The organism is Pseudomaricurvus alcaniphilus (assembly GCF_011440395.1).
Lineage (GTDB): Bacteria > Pseudomonadota > Gammaproteobacteria > Pseudomonadales > Cellvibrionaceae > Pseudomaricurvus > Pseudomaricurvus alcaniphilus.
On the sequence record NZ_JAAOIX010000001.1, the window covers coordinates 1304384 to 1321708 of the forward strand.

The following is a 17325-nucleotide window of genomic DNA, read 5'->3' on the forward strand; positions in this document are numbered from 1 at the left end:
TTCGGGATTTCCAGCAGAATTAGAGCCTTATAACGTATTCGTTTATCAAAAACATTATAAGAGCAACACATTCTTATAATCTAGAAATCAGTTATAAAAACCTGCTTCTCCGAAATTGAAACGTCTAAAAAATGATATTTGCGCCAAGAATGTGAACTATATCACAAAAAATCAGAGAGGTGACTCATTTGAGACTCGTAGAACCGAGCCTTCGGAAGGTTCTTGCATAAAACGAATTATTTTTTCTCCGTATTGAAGCAATCCCTGCGCCTGGCGCATCTCCAAATCCTGGCGAACCTCGTCCTCCGTGACATTTGCCGTCTTCGCCAGCTGCGCTGGGCCTATTTTTACCGTGCGCCATTCAGGGTTTTTCCGGTCTGGCTCGGCGGTCTGCCATAGCTTCTCCAACGCAAAACTAACCTTGCTGGTATGGGCCGCAAAAGCCTGAACCATAGCCAGATTATCCGTCTCCCTTACTCTCTGTGCGAAATGCCTCAACAGCTGCACCAGGTTTTCCGGGTGTGCCTTAAGACTATCGAACATCTGGGATCGCTCAATGGATATCAGCTCGGTGTTCACCAGAGCCGTAGCTTTCGCCGATCGCTTTTCGCCATCAAAGATGGCCAGCTCCCCAAACAAGGCACCGCAGGAGAGGTTGGCCAGCACCATTTCGTTACTTTCCGGGTCCTTGCGGGAGATGGATATAAGGCCTTCATCCACGGCATAAGCATGTTCAGCGGCATCATTTTGCTCAAACAGCACTTCGCCCGGAGAGAGCAATACCCGCTCAAACTGACCGCAGAAATTATCCAGCCAAAAATGATCGACTTTCTTGCTGATTTCGCCAAACGCCCACTGAAAGACAGTGTCAAAATTGGCCACCAATGGGATCATATGATCATGCACAGATTCTACCCACTTTGGTCCACCCAGCTGCTCGAAACCGAGGCGGCCATATAGCGATAAAGTTTCAGCGCTTATTGAGCATATAATATGGGTACCATCGAGGGTGTGTATCAAACCGATGCCAGACTTGAAAATCGAATACAAGACATTGCGCCGGTTTCTCCAGTCCCTGGAGATGGCAAGCATCCCTACCCCGACGATACACGGAGGGGTACCTCTGTGTGCAGCATTTTCCTGTTGATGCTCCTCCAGGGTCCGCCGCCTCAGGGCGCTATAATCAAAATACTGCTCGGCGGGTAAACCCACCTCGGAATCTTTGTTGATCCTCAGGGCGCCGATAATTTCGTCACCCGCATAGGCAACGATATTGTACACCCCTGGCATGGCGTCGAATTTATCGGTAATTCGCTGGCCGCTATCCAGGTGGCTTGATGACTCAAACCTGCGCTTTTCCTCGACATAAACTTCGTGACGCAATCGATAAACGTCGTCTAACTCCCGCGCAGTGGATGCTACTTTGATCCTGATGGCCACGGTCAATTCTCAACTATCAAAATTAATACAAGCGGGGACGTCTAACCTGAATCCTTCAGCATTGGAACTTCGAACCCTATTATTTATTGGCCGACACAAAAGCTTCGGAAAAGCCCAGTATCCGCGAACATCTGTCAACCATCCTGACATTATCGGGTATATTATCAACTAAACCAACTGCAATAAGCGGACGTACTTAACAATCCCCGCTCCTGCAGCAAAAGCATCTTTTACAGCCTGGAACGGGCTTTGCTAAACGGGCTTTGCTACTAGCTATTACCGGGCTCGATACCAGCCAAACAGGGCTGGAGGTTCCGCACATAACCCTATCACCCGGGCAAACCAAAACCACTTAACATGCAACTCCGAAGGGGTTACACCGACCCTAGCGACTTGATTTTTTTAGCCGGCATCCCCCCCCAAAGTTCCATAGCCGGTATTTTTGTATCCGGCGGCACCACTGAGCCAGCGGTAACTACCGAACCCTCCCCAATAGAAACACCTGACATTACCACTGCATTTACGCCGACAGTGGCATTTCTGTGGATAAATACCGGGCTCAGGATCAATTTGCCGCTGGTTATGGTGTGCGCGGTAACCACGGACCCCTGCCCAATAATCGCTTCATCACCAATTGAAATGAGTTGCGGGTCGACCAGGTGACCACCCAAGGCAATATCCTTGCCAACACTGGCCCCAAACAGCTTGGCGACTAAAGGCTTGGCAAATACCGTGGTGAAGGGTAACAGAGCGCCGCGCCCAAACTCGTAAATTACGGTAAAAAGCTTCCACCAGGTAAACATCACATCGTCCATCCCGTACTCACCAGGGTTCATCGGGTGCATACGGAGTATCAACCTTGTTGCCAGGGCCGATAACAGCCCGAATACCAGCAAAAAGACCAGAGCATCAGCAATAACATAAAAGCCGCTAAACAAGGCATAGGTAAATGGATGAACAAAAAAGGCTGTCATAAACAAACTGACAAGTGCCAAAATCACCAGAAATACTGTCGATAATACAAAATCAAGAAACTGGGTTTTCACTACCAATGTATCCCTTTATCCATAAACTCAATATTAATAACACACGTTGTTAATTCAACTTGTTAAACAGCTTCTCAGCTTCGGGGCGATCAGGGAAATTGTCGGCACTTGCCAATAACGCTTGCAGTATATTTTTTGCCTCGCTACTTTTACCGTTGGATTCGAGGATCAGTGCTCGATGGTAAAACAGTGTCGGATCACCTTCCCCCACGGACAAATCAGCCGTAGCTGTTTCGCTGACTCGTAGCGCACGCTGGTAGTCTTTGTTTTTCATCAGCAGAAACGCCAGTGTATCGGCGATTTGCCGCGAACTTCCCGCTTGTTTGTAGGCCCGCTCAGCATATTCCAGGGCTTGTTTTGGGCTTGTGTCGCGCAACTCCCATGCCAGGTTATTCATTACCAACAAGTTGTCGGGCGCACTTTCAAGGACCTTCTTATACTGTGACACAGCGTCGCTCGGCCGCTTCGCTTTGGAATACAGGCCCGCTAGATAGATGCGCGCCCTGTTATCGGTTGGGTGACTCTTAACCCAACCTTCCAATCGCTGCACGGCCAAGTCTTCCATGCCGAGATCCCATTCCTGCTGGGCCAGGGCTAGCAATGAGGTCACACTGTTCGAAGATTGAAACACTTTTTCAAACAGCTTAAGTGCCTCTTTATTGTCGCCACCCAACCTGGCCAGATTTGCCTCCAGGTATTGCACATCAAGATTTTCTGGCGCCAGCACTTTCAACTTTTTAAGCTGTGCTGCTGCACTTTCGAGATCGCCGGATTTACTATACGTCTGCGCAAGATTCAGGCGTGCCAGAAAATGGTCCTGATCAAGCTGGATGGCTCGTTTCAGCTCCGCTTCGGCCCTTTTTTTCTCGCCGGATACCCCCAGGGTTTGGGACAGCAAAAAATGCCCTTCCGCATAGTCCGGCGCAATCTGAACCAAACGCGCAAACAGCACCCCGGCTTCATTATGGGCATTCAATGCCAGCTGTGCCCGACCAAGCAACTCTATAACAGCGGGAACGTTGGAATTCCTGGTGTGAAAATCATTCAAAGTAGCAAACACCGACCTTGGCTGGCCTCCAAGCAGATAGTGCCGGGCAAGCATTATGCGCGGAGCTAAGGCATTAGGATCACTTGTAATAGCCTGTTCAAGGTGTTTTACCATATCTCCGCTGCGGGCTTCCGCCTGGTCAACCATTGCCAGGCGAACTAACGTGTCTGTGTGATCCGGGTTTTCTCGCAACACGTCCCGATAGCGCTGACGCGCCTCGGCATAATCCTTGTTTTGCAAGGCGATCACTGCCAGGTTATGGTTGGCACCTACATCACCGGGCACAATCTGCCTGGCCTGTTCAAACGCATCTCGCGCCTTCACCCAATCAGCTTTATCGGCGTAAGCCAGCCCAGCGAGGCTGTGCGCTCCAGCTGACTGCCTGTTATTGCTTGCAAATGCCTCGGCGATTGCTGTTGACTTCGCATACTCCTTGCGCTTGGAGTAGTGAGCGACCAATTCTTTGGCCGCCTGCAGGTTGCCCGGTTCCGCCGCAAGAACTTGGGTCAGCATTTCAACGCCCTTGGCCGCATCCCCCGCGGCCAGCTGTGCTGCCCCATAAAGAAATTGTATTGCCGTTGACTCCGGCCGCAACTTGTACATATTTTTTACAACTTCAAGCTCCCCCTTACGGTCTCCCTGCCCCCTTCTGCTATCCGCTAATAGGGCTTGCAGTGCAAAGTCATCCGGATACTCAATGAGCAAAGGAGCGACCACCTTTTCGGCATCCTGGAACTTGTTTGATTTATTCAAAATGGTGGCGTAGAGCACAGCACCCAGAATGTGATCCGGGTTTCCGGCCACGTATTCGGCAGCAAAGGTTTCCGCCTGTTGGATATTACCCAGCTTTAAATTGACTTCTGCAAGGAAAAACTTAACCGGCATAAACCATTTATTGGCACCATAAGCAGCGTCCAATGCACTCTTGGCGGCCTCAAGCCGGCCAGTTTTCAGGAACACGACCCCTTGGGCAAAATGTACTTCATAGTAATCAGGCAGCAATTTGCGAGCTGCATTGATATCCGCCTGGGCGCCCTCGTAGTTCTCAAGTTTAATCCTGTTTAATGCCCGCGATAAATACTGAACGCCGTTACCTTCAAGCTCAATGGCTTTGGCATAAGCGACCTCTGCGGCGGCGGCATTGTCATCCAATTGCTCCAGTCGAGCCAGCATCAGCCATGCAGGCACATACTCCTTATTCTCGCTGGTAATCTGTAATAAAACCTGGCGCGCCGCTACACGGTCTTCCTCCGCCACAATAGCGGCTTTTGTTGCCACGGCTTCAACGGAATCCGGCACATTTGAAAGCGCGGTCTCCAACTCAGTAGCCGCGCTCTCGGGATTACCAAGCGCCATGTATGCCCTCGCTCGGGACGTATGCACACTGGCGCGGCTTTCTACCGTCAAATCAAAAGTAGGCAGTAAATCGATGACTTGCTGGAACTTGCTTTGTTGCAAAAGGGCCTTTGCAAGCGCCGGGATGACCACATTATCGTCAGCCTTCAACAGCATAGCCCGCTGCAGCTCTTTTTCGGCAGACGCCGAGTCACCTGTCTCAAGGTACACCTGCCCAAGCAGGGAGCGGGCTTCACCATTTTCAGGTGAATTTTTAAGCAGCTCCTTTAGATCAATAATAGCTGCCTGTGTTTTACCAGACTGAAATGACAGCTTTGCCCGCTCATAAAGCTCCGACTCACTGACTGGTGAGCCACAAGCACCAAGCCCCAGAATCACAAAAACCAAAAGAAAATTAAATAAGCGCCGTTGAGCTGTCATTTGAAGCATTAACCTTTCCATATGTTGTCTAGCTTTAGTTGTCTAGCTTAAATCGTACGCGCCAATGCTACACCTCTCTATAGTAAGATTACATCAGGACATAGAGAATACATCAGGAGCAGGACGCAAATTGCGTGATGAGTATCGCTGCCGTCAATTGACAGGTCAAGGTTGAACTTGTCTGCTGGTAACAAACAACGTTTCTATATTCCGGTGACTTGATCCATCTTCCGGTCTCATTGTAAATCGGGAAGAGTATGCCCTATATAAAAGAAGCTGCACCGATGGGGCCTTGTCAGCTTTTTTTACAGAAGACCCGCCTACAGTATTCGGAAAGCTTTTAGCGAGACGTAACATATTGAAATTAATAGATATTTATTTTTTGGCCCAGCGTTTGCTTTAATTCTAGCGTGGACTAATTTACGGAGTCAAAGGAGACCCTAAATGAACATTAAACGTACTTTTGCACTAACCGCAATGGCAGTAGCGATCAGTGGTGTTAGCGTAGGCGCCAACGCCGCTGGCCTGCCAATTGATCTGTTTTCAACCGATCAGGCCGAATTAACTGACACCATCGCAGTCGCAGGCGGAGCGCCAGATGGCGGAGCCAGCAGCACCGTTTCTACCCTCGGCACGGATATTATTGGCGGCGAGCGAGACTTGTTCGTGGAGTTGCTGAGCAACGACAACAATGGCACTGCCGTTGGTAGCGCTACTCGCGATGTGTCAGCCAGCGTCGGCGCAGGCGTATTCGACTTCAGTGTTGACTCACTGGCCACGGCCACTGCTACTATTCAGTGGGATGGCGGTGATGGCCTTGCAGGTAACTTCACTGACAACCTGGACTATACCGGCTTAGGTGGCGTCAACTTGAGTGGATACTCTGCCTTTGCAGTAACCACGGTTGCAGCTGATGGCGGCTTTGCCTTCAGAATCGGTGCCTATACTGACGCCGCTAACTGGACCTACATTGACTTTGTATCTTCTGCGGTTGCCGCTCCAACAACATCCTTTATTGACTTGGCCGCATTCGACAACCCTGGACTTTGTGGCGCTGTTAACCCAGCACCAGGTGTAACCTCTATCACCTGTGCGCCTGGCAACATGGTTGTTAACTGGAGCAGCCTCGGTGCCTTGGTACTGGTTATTGATCCAATGGGTGGATCTGCAGCGATCGATTTGACCCTTGACCAGATCGAAGCTGTGCCAGAGCCATCAACTCTGGGCATGCTGGGCCTCGGCTTACTGGGTCTTGGCGCCGCCTATCGTCGTCGCAAGACTTCAGTCGACGCTTAAGATCAGCAGCGACTCCGTAAGTAAGTAACACAGGTTTGATGTTCAAACCAAACAACGGCCTCAATTGAGGCCGTTGTTCTTTCTGGACTTCTCCTATGCAAGCGGAAAACGTCATTCAACCTACAATCGCATGATTGTTATACGCTGTTAAAAGCAGCTGTTAACTCCCGGCACGGGTTAACACTTGCCAATTTCGCCTGTAGCCGGCTCGCCACTTCACAAGTACGTTCCTGTCCCGCCAACTTCCGGGCCACCTCATGCTTAAGCGTCAGCAAATCCAGCTGGTCGTTGCGCATATAGACTCCGGCGCCCAGAGCATCCACCGCCCTCATATTCAAGTGCTGATCCAAATTACCCGCTATACCGATAACCGGCACCCCGCAACGCAACGCCTCATAAGTCGATAGACTGCCCCCGTTGCAAATCACAAGATCCGCCTTCGCCGTGGCAATATCACCGGGCAGAAAATCCGCATAGTACACATTGCTCGCCTGTATATCGGGCGGCGGGTTGCCCGAGGTGGTTACCAGTAACTGCACCGGTAAGCCCTGTAAAGCGTTGATAATGGCGGGTAACAGATCGTTTCGGCCGGAGCTGCCCAGGGTTATATAGACGCAAGGAATACTGTCCTCCAACGTCTCCCACCAGTCGGGCAGCGCCTGCTCCGGCGACCACAGTATTGGACCGATAAAACGGTGGTTGCTGGCCAGTTCCAAACCCGGTGCCAGCTCAGGGATGTCTGCCAGCAGCAGCATATCGCTGTCGGTGTAAGCCCGGTTAAGGTTGTGCCCTAGCGGTTTCAGACCAAACTTTTTCCGGACCCGGTTTACCGGCGCCGCGTGATGGGCAAAAGCCACCGGACGCACCAGACTGAACAAAAACTGAGCTACAGAGAGCCCCAGCAGGCCAACCAATGGATGCTCCGGGATAGGACAGGCCAAATTCGCCAGGGGGCTCCAATAGAAGTTGGATACTGATAAATAAGGCACCTGGCGCAGGCGCGCACTCACCGAGAGCGATAACCGAAAATCTCCGACAATGTAGTCCGGGCGTACACTGTCAATCAATGCCAGGTCATCTTCTACGTAGCGCTCCAATATGGCGCTGGAATAGACCGGCCGCCCCTGCGCCAGCGCACGGGTAAAATCAGCGCTGGCAATAGACCAGATTTCGCGACAATCAGCGGGCAACCCGGGAAACAGCTTGTTGTAACGCGGGTCTGCGGCGAAACAGACTTCAAAACCGTCCTGCTCCAGCCCCTGGGCAAGCACTGCCATGCGCGCCACATGGGCCAGGGTCACAGCCTCCGCAATAAACAGGACCCTGGGCTTGCGCTTGGTGTTTTCTGACAAATTCACCACCCCATGACCCAAAGCGCCAGCTTACGCCCAATAATCCGCCTGATTATCATTTATAATCCTTTTTCGAGTAGAACAGCCCAGGAACATAGTTGGTTTTTAACGACTATAATCAAGTACTAGAGTCATGGACGTCAATTACGTTATGAGAAAACAGAATCAAACCGCAACAATGAGCCTTCGCCAGTGGATTATCACATTGGTTACCATGCTTCTGGTCACCTGCCAGAGCAATGCAGCCCTGTCTGATCAGTACCTGTTGGCGCTCGATTCATTTGACGACCTGTTCAACACCGAGCCGGCCGAGGACGAACCCTCCACTGCAGATGACGAGTCAACTGATTCGGCTGAAAGCCTGTTCGGTTTGGCAGATGATGACAGCATGTCGAACGATATCAAATCCCCGGTTACCGGGTTTATCCAGTTTGAAGCCGCCCACACCTACCCTTCTCCCAGCCATACCTCCAAGGCACGCAGCATCCTGCACCTGTCCACCAATGGCAACCTTGACAACGGTATGTCCTGGAATCTCAGCGGTCGCGCGACCTACGATGCGGTGTTTGACCTGACCAACCACTATCCAGGCGAGGTGAGGGACGACCGCGACCTGTACGCCGATGTGCACGAAGCCTACCTGGACATTCCTGCCGGTGACGTGGAGTTTCGACTGGGCAGACAACACATTGTCTGGGGGGAGATGGTAGGCCTGTTTTTCGCCGACGTGGTTTCCGCTAAAGATATGCGCCAGTTTGTGGCCCAGGATTTCGACCAGATCCGCATTCCCCAGTGGGCGGCTCGCGCCGAATATTTTGGCAGCGATTTCCACAGTGAATTTATCTGGATCCCCTATATGACCTACAACGATATAGGCGTTCCGGGGGATGACTTTTACCCGCTCAGTATCGAACCACCGGCAAACGTGGCGTTGCGAGTCAACAAGCCGAAAGAACCCTCAAGGGATCTGTCTAACAGTTCATTTGGCCTGCGCGGCTCCATGCTTAAAGGCGGTTGGGATATCTCTGCGTTCTACTATCGCAGCATCAATGTCGACCCGACTTTCTTTATTGAAACAGATTTCACCTCTACTCCTACCGTGATCGTCACTCCTGAACACACCCGTATTCATCAATTTGGCGCCACCCTGGCCAAGGATTTCGGCCCGTTTGTGTTAAAAAGCGAAGCCGTCTACAACAAAAACACCTACATCAACATTGAAGACCTGACCATCGACAACGGCGTTATCCAGCAGGACATCCTCGACTACATTGTCGCCATTGAACATACGACCGCTAACAATACTCTGCTAAATTTTCAGTTTTACCAGCGCTGGTACACCGATCACGACGACAAACTGATGTTCGATGAATTTGAAAGCGGCGTCAGCGTCTACAGCAAAGTTGAAATTAACGACACTTTGGAAGCTGAGTTGACGCTGATCACCCAATTAAATCGCAGTGACTGGATGGCTCGCCCCCGGGTTACCTGGGAGTTTTCCAGAAACTGGTATGTGCAGGCGGGAGCCGATATTTTTGGCGGCCAGGATGTTGGAATTTTTGGTCGCTTTGAAGACAGTAGCCGCGTCTACACCAACCTCAGGTATACCTTTTGATTGGATGGCCAGCCTGAACTATATAACAGTGGATAAATTATCCAGAGGGTTTAAACATTGAACATACTATCCGCCAACAGACTCACAGGGAATGCCGACAACACTTCGGCTTTGGCTTCCTCCTCCGTTACTGGTTACGCCAGGGGCCTGGTCGCCGCGGTATTTTTGCTGCTTACCCCCTTGGCTAACGCTGCCGATGCTGCTGAACCAGCATCCGACCCACTCCTTGCTGAGCTCTCCGCGGAAGAAATCGTTGAAAAAGCCGACAACATACGCTTTCCCGCCGGGGGCTTTCAGGTAGATGTGAAAATTACCACCACACGACCGGAGCAGGAGCCGGAGGAGCGCGAGTATCGTATCCTCTCCAAGGGCAACGACAGAACCCTGCTGATGACTACCGCGCCGGCCATCGACAAGGGCAACATACTGTTAATGCGGGATCAGGATTTGTGGGCATTTTTACGCAACCTGTCACAGCCGGTACGCCTGCCCCTCTCCGCCAAGTTAACCGGCGAGGTATCCAATGGCGATATTGCCAGAGCTAACTTCAAAGGTGACTATAACCCCAAGCTGCTGGATATAGAGACTATTGAGGACCAGCAATACTACAAACTTGAATTACTGGCAGCGCGCCGGGGTGTGACTTACAAACGGGTACTTTACTGGGTCAATCGCGACAACTTTCACCCCTACAAAGCAGAATTTTACTCGGTTTCCAATCGGATCATAAAAACCTGTCACTATGACGGCTATGTGGAAATGGCTGGCCAGTCTCGCCCCTCTCGCCTGGTTATGGTGGAGGCCTCCAACCGGGAGGGAACGTCGATCCTTGATTATTCCAATATGGCCGCGCGCGACTTACCCGATAAGGTTTTCACCAAGCAGTACCTGAAAAAGCTGAGTAATTGATCGGGCGGATAGCGTCAGATATTTTTACGCAGCGCATCGACCACGGGTTGCCGGGACACTCTGCGAGCGGGTAACACAGACGCCAGCACGGTAGCCATAAAACCCACGCCAAAGGCCAGTGCTATCACCGATGGCACCAGCCGAATATTGGCAATATAGCCCACTTGGGAATTGGGCAGCGGCGGCATTTCAATACCCAGGCCCGATATGATCTCGGCCAGTAATATACCGACTGTAATTCCCGCACCCGCCCCGAGAAAACCCAGGATAGTATTTTCTGCCAGGATCAGGCGAAACACTTCGTTTTGCCGATTGCCCAGCGCCATAAGAGTGCCAAACTCCCCTTCGCGCTCATGAACCACCATATTCACACTGTTGGTGACACTCAGCAGGATCATCAACAACACAATAAACTGCAGTACTGCCAGCTGGCTGCTGTACAGATTGACGGCCTTGCTGTAGAAGTCGGCGATCTCATACCACACTTTCACTTCGTAGCCATCATTGGTTACCTCGCTCTTGAGCGCACTTGCCAAGGCATCGGTGTGCTCCGTGGCATCGAGGGAGACGACAACACTGTGAATACCCCATGTTGCCGCCAGCTCTTGCGCGGCCGGCAGGGAGATGCGCACAGCGCTGTTGTCGTAATCGCTGGCAAAAGATTTGAAGGTGCCAACCACCTCGAACTCAAGGCTGTTCAAGGCGCCCTCAGCGGTACTGACCATCAGTGAAACATAGTCGCCTGGCTTGAGTTGCAGGTTCTTCGCCACACCCCGCCCCATCACAATGCCAAACTCATCCGCGGCGGTAAGCTGTCGACCCTCGACGATGGTAATGGCGGTACCCAGTTGTGCTTCCTTGTCTGGCTCTACCCCCTCGCCAATGATGTTCATATCTGCGCGACCATTATTGGCCAGGCCAGAGAAGTTCAATCGCTGTAAGGTATCGATCACATGTGGTCGGGAGGAGATGGATTCAACCAATTGACTCGGGTCATCGATCAAATATTGATAGGGATTGCGCCGGCCCATTTCCGTGTACCCTTCACGGTATACCTGGATGTGCCCGACCTGGGAGTGGATGGTTGCCTCTTGCAGCTGAATAAATATATCTTTCACAAAGCCGCCGATCACAATTAACCCTGCAACGCCAACAATGATTGTGGACATCGTAATCAGAGTTCTGCGAGTTTGGCGAAAGACATTGCGCAATGCCAGTGCGAACATGGTTCAAAATGCTCCTGATTCAGGCTCTGATTATGAAGGGCTAATTACCATCAACAATTAGCGGTTATGACGCAATGCATCGACAATATTCATCCGGGAGGCTTTCCAGGCTGGATACAGACTGGCGATAAAAGTTGTCAGCACTGCCACCAGCAGAGACCCCGCCACCAGTTGCCAGGACAACAGTATCTCCCCGACATAGCCAATTTCCATTCCCGGCGGCGGCGGCATGGGTATCCCCACATAGGAAAGCCATGCACCTATGCCGCTGCCGACCAGGCTGCCAAGCAAGCCTCCGAGGACACCTAACGCCAACCCCTCCCACACAAACAGTGACAGAACGCCTTGGCGCTTGTTGCCAAGCGCCATCAGCGTACCGATCTCGCCGGTGCGCTCAAGCACCCCCATAACCAGGATATTGTAGATACTGAGGGCAATAATCACGCTGATTACGAAGCGCACAACATCCATCTGGCTGGAGTACAACTTGACCGTCTGAGTGTACAGCTCCGCCAGGTCCAGCCAGGGGGTAAATTCCAGGTCGAATTGCTGCTGCGGGTAGCGCTGCCTCAAGTCCTCAATAACAGGCGTAGTCAGCTCGGTATCGTCCAGCAAAATCACCCATTTATGCGCGCCCTCGGCCCGCAGTAATTGCCGCGCTGTTTCCAGCGGCAGACGCAGAGCGGCGTCATCAAATTCTTTCGATGCAGTCTGGAACAAGCCCACCACCGTGGCCTCGACACCATTCAGGCCACCGGTGCTGGTATTTGCCAGCAAGACAACTCTATCCCCGACCCCCACTCCCAGGTTGCGAGCTACCCCGCCCCCAAGGTATATCGAATCGGTATCACCCGGCTCCAGCCCCCGGCCAGACATAGCGACCAGGCCCCGACTGAGGGGAGCGTCTTTACCCGGGTCAACGCCATCACCAATAAAGCCAATGGTGATATCGCCATTACTGATCATGCCGGAAAATGCCAGGCGGGGTGAGACTACCTTTATCCCAGGGGTCGATTCGAGCTCGATCTCAGCCAACTGACTGTCGCTCAATAGAAAAGCGTAGGGGTTAGCGCTGCCGGTTTCGAGGTAACCTGGCCTGGTGACCTGAATGTGCCCAAGGCGTGAATGGATGGTGTTATCCCGCATGCCCCAAAAAATCCAGTCAATAAACCCGCCCACCAGGATCGAGGCCACCACGCCAAAGCCTATGGTGGCCAGCGCTATCGCCGTGCGCTTGCGATGACGGGATAAATTACGTAAAGCGAGCAACATCATCCGGGCAACCTGCCAGCATTACACATACATTAGTGGATTCACGCGGGTGGACGTGTACATAGCGCGGCCAGGGGCAGGCGAATAGAGCGTGCCTGAGGCATTGGCCCGTGGCCCAGACGGCCCATGTAGGCAGCGCGGCGCACGTTGGCGCCTTCAAGAAAGCCGCTGAGGTTTTCCGCTACCTGTTTGGCCGTCGCGCGAGCATTTTCATTTTCCGTAAAGGGCTCCCCATCTGCCACGTATCTCGAAAAGATCAACGGCGTCATTTCAGGCTGGAATTGGAGCCCCAGCTTGGTCGCGGTCAACCAAAAGCGTTGCAGTAACCTGCCACCCGCAAGAAAGTCATCTATATCAGTCAGCTCATTTTTGGCGAGCAGAATAAAATGCGCACTGCATTTTCTGCCCGGCAGCAAATCCAATTGAATACGGGGTGCCAAAGTACCCGCCAGGTATTTGTTCAGGAATTGCACGCGCTGCCAGCTTTGCATGCTCCAACGCATCAGCTTGAGTGTAAACGCATCAAAGCCCACGGCCTGGTCCGGGATTTTGGTCTCGCTGAATTGCTTGTCCCACTCGATAATTTGACTGTGAACCCGGTACCCCTCCTCCGTCGTCAGGCGAATCTCGGCGCTGTCAAACAGCAGTTTGGCCATCTGCTTGCGATGTTCGCCTTCAATCCAGATGACCTTGTAGTCACTGCCGAGGCATTGCTCCAACTCCCGCTTTTGTATGCTGGTCAGTGGCGTGGACTGGAATGGCCTCCGGTTCGTGCATCGAACTGGAATATAAGGCAGCAACGGGCTGGGGCCCTGGTCAGAGGGAACCAACTCCACATCGATAACGGGCTTGTCTTCGGGCGCGCTTGCCTGCCGGGTAAATTTTGCTGCCAGCTTCTCACCACTGGCGGCAATGCTTATGGTCTCCAGCAAGGCACCCACCGCGATCTGGCTGGCCTGGCCATTCAGATCGTAAAAACACCAGTCACGGGTATCGGAGGCGTGGATGCGAAAGCTGGCGTCGTCAAGGATTTCAAACTTCCAGGGCTGGGTGTTATCACCACTGGGGGCCCAACGGGCCTTGTCCAGAACTCGCTCCAGGGGGGTCAGCAACGGCGGTGCTTCCTCTATTTCACTGGCCCCGGCCTTGTCGATAAACCGCTTTGCCACCAGGAACATCAACTTCTGAATGGGGTTATTGTTGCCCCAGGGCCGCCATGTTTTTTTCAAAACATTAAGGTATGCATCGAAATGCAATCCGTGGGGAGCCGCAACAACATCGCCCCGGCGAAGCAATATTTTTAATGCATTGGTTGCCGCCACACCGGCGCACAGCTCACAAGCCATCGGTGTAGAGGGGGCTTTTTTATTGCCAAAGCGAACTCTGGAGTGATCTGCCAGGTATTTTTTTTGCAGTATTAACGGTGACAACCCCAGCATAAAGAGCAATTGCTGTTCCTCTGCCGAACGTCCCTCCAGCCTGAAATACTCCTCGAAAGTCATTTTGCCGGGCAGGAAATTCAAAAATGCTGTGCCCATGCCCAGCGGCGCGGCAGTGATCGCCGGGATACCTTTTTCGGCGCAGGCGGCAAATACCGCCCGGCGAATATCCAGCACAAAAAAATCCAACCCGTCGATATAGAGGTCTACACCGTCCAAAAAGGCATCAATATTGTCGAATGACACGCCATTGGCAAAGCTCTGGATATCCAGCGAGGGATTAATCCCCTTCGCCATTTCCTCCATTACTTCAACTTTTTGCCGCCCTACCGTGTGCATAAAAGCACCGGCCTGGCGGTTAAAATTGCCCTGTTCGAATATATCCAGGTCAGCAATATTAAAATTGCCAATGCCAAGCCGGGTCAGGGTCAGCAGATGCACACCGCCAACACCGCCGACGCCTGCAATCGCCACTCGCTTCGACTGCAACACCTGCTGTTCAGCTTCTGTTACCCAACCGATGTTTCGAGAGAATGCGTCCTGGTAATTAAATTCTTGTAGATGATTGTTCATTTATAGGTGCCACAGATGCACATTTTATCCCCTTAGTGCAGGGTGTTGCTCAAGCCTCGGGGCAATCAAAGCATATAGCTCTTTCAGGTCGCTACGCAGGCCGGCCGCCGCTTTCTGAGATGTAATAAAATAAGGGGCCCTTATACCGTGATAATCAATATCGGAGCCCGCCCGTTCCACCAAAATTCCAGATCTGGCCAATAGCCTAGGTAAAAATGGCTCAGTCATCATAAACGTATTCGGCCGCTTTACCAGCTTGGTGATTGAGATACAGGCCAGAAAGCCGGCGACAGCAATTAATGGGAAGCTTCTGATTTCCTCTTTGCTGTGCATCGTTTCATCGACAGAACCCAAGCGCGTCTTTTTCTCCCCCGGCCGCTGCCGGAACGCGGTGTCGACTGCCAGGCGCGATATTTCACAGATACTGTCTCGCGGGTGGTCCATGGCCTGGATAAACTCCCTGTCCAGGCTCGCCGCACAGTATTTTTCCAGCGGTAACAACTCCTTCTCGCTACTTCCGAAAGTTGGCACTACCCTGACGCAGCCCGCAGGCTTGCCCGAGGCCTTATGGGAAATCAGGCAGTGAATCGACTTATTGTCAAATTCATCCTTCTCCAGCTTGTTGGGGAAATCTTCGGCTTTTTCGAACCCGAACTCCTCCGCGTAAACCCGGTAACGTATACCGTATACCTGGTCGCGCAGTGCGTCTGTATCAGCGATTTTAACTTCAAAATACTTATCGAAATTCGCGGCAATCGATAGCTCGGTCATAGGGGGTTACTCTCCTGAGGCACAAAATTATGCTCTCGTACATTGGCGCCGATATCATATAGCTCGCCGCTGTTTAGTCTTGCGCAAGAATACCCTCGATAAATACACCTGCAGCTTATTCAGTATTGTCTATAAACGAGAAATCATCCAACGGATGATGATTTGTACGCCACTATTCGCCATCTGCTGACTGTTTTGCAATCAAACTGTCGACAAATTCATTCAGCGCGGTGTGCAGCATTTGATAGGTCTGTAAAAACCCGCTTTCACTGCCATAGTAAGGATCCGGGACTTCGCTCGATTCAATAGTTGTTGAATAATCCAGCAGTAAGGATAATTTGTGTTGCTGCTCACTCGGGCAATCTTCCCGCAAATTTTTCAGGTTGTCCTGGTCCATGGCCAGTATATGGGTGGAACGCTGGAAGTCTTTTGCCCGAATCCGCCGGGATTTTAACCTGCGAATATTAATGCCGTGTTCTTCTGCGACCCGCTGGGCTCGCAAGTCAGGTCTTGAGGATATTAACCCGGCATGGGTGCCCGCGGAATCCACTTTGATGGTTTTTGTGAGTCCTCTCTCGCTCACTATCGATTTCAACACTCCTTCCGCCAGCGGTGAGCGACAAATGTTTGCCCGACACACCACCAATATCACCAGTTTTTCCACTTCGTTTAGCCTTTCTTATATTCCCTGCAGCAGATCTATGACGTACTTGACGGGAATAACATAGGTAATCCCGGAGGGGCTGCTCAACGCAGACTCCTTGGACGTCTTTACAAACACACTGTTGACCACACCAATTACCGTCCCTGAATCGATATTATAGACCGCGCTGCCGCTATTGCCCGGATATGCGATCCCATCCAATTGATAGACCTCGAAGGGTGCTTTCAGCCTGCGGATATGTTCTGCCGTCAGCTGGCCTGAATTGTGTGCGGGTATCACCAGCGGCGTCACGGCGGACACTATGCCCCGGTGGGTCACCGGATACAGCCCCAGCACCATGCCAATCGGGAAACCGGTCCAGGCAACTTCAATCCCCTCTTGCAGAAACTCCTTCCCTGCCAGCGACAAGGCAGGTAGCTTCCCGCCTTGCATTTCCAGTACCACCAGATCGTGCAGCTCATCCTTGCGTACGATCTTTACCGGCATGCCCCGGGTTTGCCCGCCGCTACCGGAAAATATCGCCAGTGTTTCATCGTTATCGCTGTCAAGAGATTCGGGCAACACGTGCAAGTTGGTGACCACGTAACGGCCATTGCCCACCACAAACCCCGACCCTTTGAAGGTTACCGGCGGCCGCTCGGCGTTTGAGCGCTTGACCGGGCGCATGGTGCCAACAGCGACCACACCAGGCTTGATGCTGGCGATGGTGGCGGGCAACACCGAATTAGTGTCGTGCGCTATGGCTCGACCGGAAACTGTGGCAAGCATCCACACCAGCAGCAGCGTCCATTGACGAATTGCAGCTGGCGAGATGAACTTTCCAGTAAAAAACTGTTCCTGAAGCGTCCGCTGCGTATTTTTTAAAAGCACAATGATCTATCCTTGGGTAATTAATTTT

At 52.1% G+C, this 17325-nt stretch carries 13 protein-coding genes; 3 read left to right on the forward strand and 10 right to left on the reverse strand.

The features are described from left to right. Positions 1-171: 171 nt before the first annotated feature. The 3 genes from G8764_RS22895 to prsT all read right to left on the reverse strand — a co-directional run bounded on the left by G8764_RS22895 (position 172) and on the right by prsT (position 5319). Entirely contained in the window at positions 172-1440 is a 1269-nt protein-coding gene (locus tag G8764_RS22895; protein WP_166162623.1) for an N-acyl amino acid synthase FeeM domain-containing protein, read from the reverse strand. Between the two features lie 374 nt (positions 1441-1814). Beyond that, positions 1815-2486 carry a DapH/DapD/GlmU-related protein gene (locus G8764_RS22900; RefSeq protein WP_166162625.1) on the reverse strand — a complete coding sequence of 224 codons (672 nt, stop codon included), beginning with the start codon at positions 2484-2486 and terminating at the stop codon, positions 1815-1817. Between the two features lie 49 nt (positions 2487-2535). Next, on the reverse strand, positions 2536-5319 hold the full coding sequence (gene prsT, locus G8764_RS05520) for an XrtA/PEP-CTERM system TPR-repeat protein PrsT (protein ID WP_166162627.1): 2784 nt from the start codon (positions 5317-5319) through the stop codon (positions 2536-2538). Positions 5320-5754: 435 nt separating this feature from the next. On the opposite strand from prsT, the gene G8764_RS05525 reads away from it, so the two are divergent. Then, on the forward strand, positions 5755-6606 hold the full coding sequence (locus G8764_RS05525; RefSeq protein ID WP_166162629.1) for a PEP-CTERM sorting domain-containing protein: 852 nt from the start codon (positions 5755-5757) through the stop codon (positions 6604-6606). Positions 6607-6743: 137 nt separating this feature from the next. Here G8764_RS05525 and G8764_RS05530 read toward each other — a convergent pair whose 3' ends face one another. Then, positions 6744-7958, reverse strand: a complete 1215-nt coding sequence (locus G8764_RS05530; protein WP_166162631.1) for a glycosyltransferase — start codon at positions 7956-7958, stop codon at positions 6744-6746. Between the two features lie 214 nt (positions 7959-8172). Here G8764_RS05530 and G8764_RS05535 point away from each other — a divergent pair, with 214 nt between their 5' ends. Continuing rightward, positions 8173-9573 (forward strand): DUF1302 family protein, encoded by a 1401-nt coding sequence (locus G8764_RS05535; protein ID WP_341806315.1) that lies wholly within the window; start codon positions 8173-8175, stop codon positions 9571-9573. Positions 9574-9630: 57 nt separating this feature from the next. Continuing rightward, on the forward strand, positions 9631-10482 hold the full coding sequence (locus G8764_RS05540; protein WP_207951673.1) for an outer membrane lipoprotein-sorting protein: 852 nt from the start codon (positions 9631-9633) through the stop codon (positions 10480-10482). A 14-nt stretch (positions 10483-10496) separates the two neighbouring features. Here G8764_RS05540 and G8764_RS05545 read toward each other — a convergent pair whose 3' ends face one another. The 6 genes from G8764_RS05545 to G8764_RS05570 form a co-directional block, all read right to left on the reverse strand. Next, positions 10497-11651, reverse strand: a complete 1155-nt coding sequence (locus tag G8764_RS05545; protein ID WP_207951674.1) for an ABC transporter permease — start codon at positions 11649-11651, stop codon at positions 10497-10499. A gap of 114 nt (positions 11652-11765) precedes the next feature. Continuing rightward, a complete protein-coding gene (locus G8764_RS05550) occupies positions 11766-12983 on the reverse strand; it encodes an ABC transporter permease (protein WP_166162637.1) in 1218 nt (405 codons plus the stop codon). 38 nt (positions 12984-13021) lie between these two features. Then, positions 13022-14992 carry a ThiF family adenylyltransferase gene (locus G8764_RS05555; protein ID WP_166162639.1) on the reverse strand — a complete coding sequence of 657 codons (1971 nt, stop codon included), beginning with the start codon at positions 14990-14992 and terminating at the stop codon, positions 13022-13024. Positions 14993-15016: 24 nt separating this feature from the next. Next, positions 15017-15763 (reverse strand): PEP-CTERM/exosortase system-associated acyltransferase, encoded by a 747-nt coding sequence (locus G8764_RS05560; protein WP_166162641.1) that lies wholly within the window; start codon positions 15761-15763, stop codon positions 15017-15019. A gap of 172 nt (positions 15764-15935) precedes the next feature. Then, positions 15936-16427, reverse strand: coding sequence for an arsenate reductase/protein-tyrosine-phosphatase family protein (locus tag G8764_RS05565; protein WP_166162643.1), 492 nt, complete (start codon positions 16425-16427; stop codon positions 15936-15938). A 15-nt stretch (positions 16428-16442) separates the two neighbouring features. Then, positions 16443-17297, reverse strand: a complete 855-nt coding sequence (locus tag G8764_RS05570; protein ID WP_341806304.1) for a S1 family peptidase — start codon at positions 17295-17297, stop codon at positions 16443-16445. Positions 17298-17325 lie beyond the last annotated feature (28 nt).